Consider the following 6,774-nt stretch of genomic DNA (forward strand, 5'->3'; position numbering starts at 1 on the left):
TTTATTACTCCTGTATATTTGAGCGTGGCAACCAGCACCACCACATAGATGACGATTAGAATTACCGATAATGCCGCTCCACTTTTCTGCTTTTTTGCTTTTGCCGCACTCACGTTTTAAGCCTCCAGAGCTATACTATTACGCCTTTATCTCGCCCCACCGGCGCATTATTTTTTTGACATATGCCTGTGTCTCTTTAAAAGGTGGAATCCCACCGAATTTCTTAACGTTACCCGGCCCAGCATTATACGCGGCAAGGGCAAGCTCGACCTTACCGAAGCGGTCAAGCATCATCTTGAGATATTTGCTACCGCCGTCGATATTTTGAGCGGGGTCGAGCGGGTCGGTTACGCCCATCGACCTGGCGGTTGCAGGCATCAGTTGCATGAGCCCCGCCGCGCCCACCGGTGATTTAGCCTTTGGATTAAAACCCGATTCCGCCTCAATCACCGCTTTAAGAAGCCCCTCGTCGAGGCCGTATTTTCGAGCGGCATCCGCTATTAGATCATCAAAACCGCTCTTCTTCACAGCAGAAGCACTTTTCGTAGGATTTACCGTACTGGCGGCGCTAACCTGTGCGTCTTTTACCTCCTGCTCAACGAGCTTCATGACATCTGAGAAACCTGAAGTTTGCTGTGTTGCGTCAGTCACACCGGGCGTATCGGCTATACCGGCCATACCGGCAAGGTCCGCTAGCTCAGCAACTTTATCGGCCTGGTTGGTGCCCTCGTTTGCGACCGGGCTTGACTGCCCCGGAAATTGGGTGAACCGGCTTTGTATCTGCTGAATCCTACTCATGATGCGCTCGATGTTTCCCAGCATCTCTACTCCTTAAATGAAGAGTCCTTGCGGTTATACCGCATGGTCGCCATCTCATCGATCAGGGTTTGTTCGGCTTTATCGGCTTCCACCTTATACTCCTCATATTTTTTCTCATGCAGTTTTTCCATGATCTTTTTATCTCTTGATGCCTCGATCAGACGGCCTTGAGCCCTTTTGACTTCAACGGCGATATCGGTGAGCTTAATGGTCTGCATATCTATCTCGCGCTCCACACGAGCTAGATATGTCGAGTAAGAAGCCGCCTCCGAAGCGGTGAAGAATGATTGTTGTTTATGCCTGAGTTCCGCTTGAATATCCGAGAGCCTAGACGTAAGCCGGTCCAGCACTGCTCTCTCTTTATCAAAGAGCAACTTGGCTTCGGCAAGCTCCTTTTTCAAGATATCTTCTTTTTTTTGGCGGTGATGCAGGACGGGTTGCAACTTAAACTTAAAGCTTTTCACAACTGTTCCTTTTATTGGCTAGCTTCATCGGTAAAGATAGTTTCGAGATCCTGAACAATGGCATTAAAATCTTTCCGCTCGGCAACCCCCTGCTTTAAGAAGGTGTTCACATAATCGATAAGCCCTATCGCATAATCGATTCTTGGGTTACTGCCGCTAACGTATGCACCGATATTGATGAGGTCTTCCGCCTCACGGTAAGTGGCCAAAATATCTCTGGCGCGACCGGCCGCCGAGATATGCTCGTCACTTACGATATCGGGCATCACCCTGCTCACACTCTGCAGGACATCTATTGCGGGATAATGGTTTTGTGAAGCAAGCCTTCGCGAGAGCACCACGTGACCGTCAAGAATACCACGAACGGCATCCGCTATAGGCTCGTTCATGTCGTCGGCTTCGACGAGCACCGTATACAATCCCGTTATCGTACCCTTTTTCGCGGTACCCGATCGCTCAAGGAGCTTTGGTAGAAGCGCAAATACCGATGGTGTGTAACCCCTGGTGGCCGGAGGTTCTCCGATGGCCAGCCCGACTTCACGCTGTGACATCGCAAACCTGGTCACGGAGTCCATCATCAGCATAACGTCCTTACCCTGGTCCCTGAAGTACTCGGCGATCGCCGTTGCGGCAAACGCACCTTTAAGACGAATCAGTGCGGGCTGGTCGGATGTCGCTACAACCACTACCGACCGGGCTAAGCCTTCCTCGCCCAAATCTTTTTCGATGAAGTCCCTGACCTCTCTACCCCTCTCTCCGATCAGCCCGATCACGTTGACATCGGCTTCTGTGTTTCGGGCGATCATACCGAGAAGCGTGCTCTTGCCCACACCGCTTCCGGCAAAGATACCGATCCTCTGCCCTCTGCCGCACGTGAGGACACCGTCCATTGCCTTGATACCAAGTGCGAGATGCTGGCTGATCCTCGCTCTGCTTAAAGGATCGGGTGGCTTGTTGTGCAGCGGGTAATCTTTCGATGCGAGAACCGGTCCTTTTTCATCGATAGGCGAGCCGAGACCATCAACCACACGCCCGAGCAGGGTTTCCCCTACGCCGATTGAGAGCGACTTGCCGCTCGCCACGATCTCACTTCCCGGCTTGATGCCACTCATATCGCCAAGCGGCATCAAGAGAACCCTGTCCTCCTTAAAGCCTACTACCTCAGCGGCTACGGGCGGCTCGTTTCTCGATATATGTATGTGGCACAGTTCACCGACTTGGGCGGCCGGGCCGCATGACTCGATAACGAGCCCGACTACCTGAGTGACCTTGCCGTTTTGCTTTATCGGCGCCATCTTGCGCACGACTTCGCTAAATTTTGTGAAATCGACCTGCTTGATCCCGGGGCTAGTCATCGATCACGACCCCCCGTAATGATTGCTCGATCTGGGATATCTGGGATTGGACACGGGCATCGACATTACCGGCGCTGGTTTCAAAAACGCAACCGCCGCGCCCCACCCGCCTGTCGGGTATTACCTCTATCTTCTGAATGCCGTCCATGGTAGCGATAAGATCGTCTTTATGGATCTTTACCACATCCACATCATCAGGGTTGACTCTGATCTGGATGTGCTCGCGCTCGGCCGCCATCAGCAGCGCTCTCTTGGCCACGTCTATAACTACATCCGGCTTGCTTTCAATGTGCTTGCCGACAATTTTTTCCGCTATCTGGACGGCGAGGTCGACTATGTTAGTCTCGACGTCGTTCACGAATTTCCATTTTTCCTGAACCGCCTGCTCGGCCATGGACTTGATAATCTCGACCATCTCGGCAGTCTCACTCCTGGCAAAATCAAGCCCCTGCTCGTATCCCCTCTGGTACGCCTCGTGCTCGATCAGCTGGGCTCGCTCCTCAGCACTTCGTATAATTCCCTCCGCTTTCGTCGTGGCGTCATCGAGCATAGCCTTTCCTTGCGGGCTGTCGCTCGAAATAAGACCATCTGGGTTCACATCATCAGCTGAGTCTTCTGGGATGGGGTTAAAGTGCAGGTTTTCTATCTGACCGCCGCGGATAATCCTAGACAACGATTTCTTCCTCTCCGCCGCGTGCGATAATAATCTCGCCTTCCTCTTCCAGGCGGCGCACCGTGTTTACGATCTCCTGTTGCGCCAGCTCGACGTCCTTTAGGCGCACCGGCCCGAGAAATTCCATATCTTCTCTGAGCATCTCTCCGGCCCTCTGCGACATATTCGCAAAGACCTTTTCCTTAAGGTCCTCGTTTGCAGTCTTAAGCGCAAGCGCAAGCTTTTTGGAGTCGCCCTCGCGAAGCAGCCGCTGGACGGCGCGATCCTCGAGATTGATAAGGTCTTCAAAGGTAAAGAGCTTCCTGCGGATCTCGTCTGCTAAATCGGGGTTCTCATCCTCGAGGACCTCGAGAATCGCCCGCTCAATGCCCCTGTCGACCTGGTTGAGGATTTTAACGGTGGCATCCAGGCCGCCGATGGTTGAATACTCCTGTCCGCGTGCCAACGAGGAAATCTTCGACTCGAGAATGCTTTCCACCTCGGCGATAATATCCGGGGTAGTCCTATCCATAAGCGCGATCCGCTTTACGACTTCAGCCCTCAGGCTCGTATCGAGCTGCTTTAGTATCATCGACGCTTGTTCCGGCTTAAGATGTGTTAGCACCAGGGCGATTGTTTGCGGGTGCTCGTCCTCGATGAAGCTAAAAATCTCATTTGGGTCTGCATTGCGTAGGAAGTGAAACGGCGCCAGTTCAAGCGTCGCTGTAAGCCTATCGATAATCTCTCTGGCCTTGTTCTTGCCCAAGGCCCTCTCTAAGAGATCCGTTGCATAATCCAGACCACCCGAGGTTATGAAGCCCTGTGCCTCATACATATCGTGAAACTCTTTTAAGACGTTGTCGGTCACTTCCTGCGGCATTTTCTCGACATGGGCGATCTCAGCGACAAGCATCTCAACCTCAAATTCGTTAAGCCTCTTTAATATTGAGGACGAAAGATCGGGGCCAAGCGCAAGAAGCAATACGGCGGCTTTTTGCCTATCTGATACGGATTGTCGTGTGCTGGGTCCTCGTCTCGGACTTGCCAATTGAAACCTACCTCCACATGCTGGTGCGTTTAGAAATCAGGGTTGTTATGTGTTGAGCCAGATTCTAAGTAACTGGGCGATATCGCCGGGTCTTTCCTTGGCCAGTGACTGGATTTCTTCTCGAGCCATCTGCCGTCGTTTCTGCTGGATTAAGAGTTCTTTCTTTTTCTGTGGATCAACACCGGAATCCTCCATTAAATCTTCAGCCGTTATATTGATGTGCGAAGCCTGTGAGAGCGGTCGCGGAATAAATTCTTCAACCGACTTCGGGGGCCTGAAGCTTGAGACTACCCGCATCAGGGCAAAGAGGCCGATAAAGAAGAGCACGGCGACTATAGCATATTTGCCATACGTCGCATACATCTCGCTCCTCTGCGCATCGGCGATCGCCTTATCCTCTTTTTTCATCCAGGCCGTATCGAACGGCACGCTACTTACCGTCAACACGTCTCCCCGCGATGTGTCGATGCCGGCGGCCGCGGTAACGAGCTGCTCTATAGTCGTATCGCGGAGCGCCTTGCTCCCGTCGTTGTTAACGACCACGGCAACCGATAGCTTCTTAACCTCGCCGGGCGGCCTGATCTCACTTTCCTCGATTTTTGTGGAATCGTAATTCACCGTCTCGTTCGAGCGTTTATACGTCGAGTTGCCTCCTTCAGTGCCCGCAGGATAGGTAACCGAAGAGCCGCTGGCGGTCGAACTCGGATTCTGCGAGGAGATTCCGGCGATGCCGCCGGGCCCCGCCCCTGCCCCCTCATATTTTTCCGTCTCTTTCTGAGTGCTGACGACAACCGGATTATTGCCCTGCTCGACCTTGTTCGTGCGGGTCTGCTTCGAGGTAAAGTCGAGATCCGCGTTCACCCTCACCACCGCATTGTTATCGTTGCCGAGTACCGTACCGAGCATTGAGTGAATCGATTTCTCGACCTGGCTTTCGTAGGCGACCTTGGCCTCGAGCTGGGTCCTTGAGTAGTTGCCCGCAATACCCGCTTCTGAGTCACCGGTCGCCTCGTTTAAGACGTTGCCACTTGTGTCGACAACAGTTATATTCTCGCTCTTTAGTCCTTCAACGCTTTTCGAGATGAGGTTGACGATACCTTGAACCTGGCCTTCCGATATCTTTGCGCCCGGCTTTGGCTTGATGATCACGGACGCCGTGGCCGGATTTTCCTTATCGGTATAAAGGGAGGGTTCGGGTATGACGATGTGAACCCGAGCACCGTCAACCTCATTAATTTGGGAGATGGTTCTGCCAAGCTCACCCTCTAAAGCCCTACGATAATTGATCTTCTGGGTGAACTCGGAAAGACCGAAATTGCTCTGATCGAATATCTCAAAGCCGACCGTACCGCCTTGCGGCAGACCTGCGCCGGCCAGCTCAATTCTCGTTTCATATACCTGGTCGCTCGGAACTTGAATGGTTTGCGTCCCGCTGAGTTGGTAGGGGATCTTCTTTTCCTGAAGTTTTGTTACGATCGAACTCGCGTCCTCAGGGCTCAGGTTTGAGAACAGGACGCTATAGGAAGGGCGTGAGACCCAATAGATGAGCGAGCCGAGAGCAACCACAAATAAGATGACCGTAATCATGATGATCATCTTTTGGTTTACTTCCAGCTTTTGCCAGCCTGTTTGAGCGTTCTTGATCGCTTCAGCGGGTGACGCCATTAACCATCCTCACTCGCTTATATCTGCATTCTCATTACTTCCTGGTACGCTTCCATTACTTTGTTTCTAAGTTGGACTGTCAGTTGCATCGCTACGCTTGCTTTCTCCACTTCTATCATGACGTCGTGGATATCAAGCTCTCCGGCGATGAACTTCTCTACTGCCGTGTCTGCATTTTTTTGGACTGCATCTACTTGGTGTATCTCATTATTGAGAATGCCTGAAAATGTGTCGAGCGCGTTGCCGACCGGGCTTTCCGCTTTTGGCGCCCCAAGCGTTCCCGCGCTGATCGGGTTGAGCCTTAATGGAGTTATATCCATGTTCTTTAAGCCCTCTCTTACTAGATTTCCAGGGATTTTATGGCCATACTTTTGGCCGTACTGATGACCGTAACGTTCGCCTCATAGGCACGCTGTGCGGCGATCATGTTGACCATCTCTGTAACGATATTTATATTAGGCATTGCTACGTATCCATTCGCATCTGCATCCGGGTGATCAGGGTTATAGATCATCCGGGGTGCGCTAGTATCTTGTGCTATTCCTGCTACTGTGACTCCTTGTCCGGCGGTTGCGCTCTTTGCGCTCCCTAAGAATTGAGAGAAGCCAGCTCGACCCTGCGGCGCGAGAACTATATCCTGCCTCCGATACGGACCACCCTCGGGCGTTCTCGTCGTGTTGGCGTTGGCGATGTTACTCGCAACCGTATCCAACCACAAACGATTTGCCGTCAGACCGGTCGAGCTAATTCGCAGCGTCGAAAAAAGGCTCA

8 protein-coding genes are annotated in these 6,774 nt (G+C 52.3%); all 8 read right to left on the bottom strand.

Annotated elements, in window-relative coordinates; genetic code table 11:
- Positions 1-138: 138 nt before the first annotated feature.
- On the bottom strand, positions 139-822 hold the full coding sequence (locus ACYC56_RS10495; protein ID WP_461374129.1) for a lytic transglycosylase domain-containing protein: 684 nt from the start codon (positions 820-822) through the stop codon (positions 139-141).
- A gap of 2 nt (positions 823-824) precedes the next feature.
- Entirely contained in the window at positions 825-1,283 is a 459-nt protein-coding gene (gene fliJ / locus ACYC56_RS10500; protein ID WP_461374130.1) for a flagellar export protein FliJ, read from the bottom strand.
- A gap of 11 nt (positions 1,284-1,294) precedes the next feature.
- Positions 1,295-2,623, bottom strand: a complete 1,329-nt coding sequence (gene fliI / locus ACYC56_RS10505) for a flagellar protein export ATPase FliI (protein WP_461374137.1) — start codon at positions 2,621-2,623, stop codon at positions 1,295-1,297.
- 7 nt (positions 2,624-2,630) lie between these two features.
- Positions 2,631-3,311: a FliH/SctL family protein gene (locus ACYC56_RS10510; RefSeq protein ID WP_461374131.1), complete on the bottom strand. Its 681-nt coding sequence runs from the start codon at positions 3,309-3,311 to the stop codon at positions 2,631-2,633.
- Positions 3,304-4,338, bottom strand: coding sequence for a flagellar motor switch protein FliG (fliG, locus tag ACYC56_RS10515; RefSeq protein WP_461374132.1), 1,035 nt, complete (start codon positions 4,336-4,338; stop codon positions 3,304-3,306). Before fliG ends, ACYC56_RS10510 begins: the two co-directional genes overlap by 8 nt.
- Positions 4,339-4,383: 45 nt before the next feature.
- A complete protein-coding gene (fliF, locus tag ACYC56_RS10520; RefSeq protein ID WP_461374133.1) occupies positions 4,384-6,003 on the bottom strand; it encodes a flagellar basal-body MS-ring/collar protein FliF in 1,620 nt (539 codons plus the stop codon).
- 17 nt (positions 6,004-6,020) lie between these two features.
- On the bottom strand, positions 6,021-6,323 hold the full coding sequence (fliE, locus tag ACYC56_RS10525; protein WP_461374134.1) for a flagellar hook-basal body complex protein FliE: 303 nt from the start codon (positions 6,321-6,323) through the stop codon (positions 6,021-6,023).
- A 20-nt stretch (positions 6,324-6,343) separates the two neighbouring features.
- On the bottom strand, positions 6,344-6,774 hold a 431-nt coding region (gene flgC, locus ACYC56_RS10530), incomplete at its 5' end, for a flagellar basal body rod protein FlgC (protein ID WP_461374135.1).

It is taken from the genome of Candidatus Aquicultor sp., from assembly GCF_054640775.1.

Coding starts and splice junctions, on each gene's coding strand:
- fliE (WP_461374134.1), bottom strand. CDS start 6,323: ATGGATATAACTCCATTAAGGCTCAACCCGATCAGCGCGGGAACGCTT.
- ACYC56_RS10495 (WP_461374129.1), bottom strand. CDS start 822: ATGCTGGGAAACATCGAGCGCATCATGAGTAGGATTCAGCAGATACAA.
- fliF (WP_461374133.1), bottom strand. CDS start 6,003: ATGGCGTCACCCGCTGAAGCGATCAAGAACGCTCAAACAGGCTGGCAA.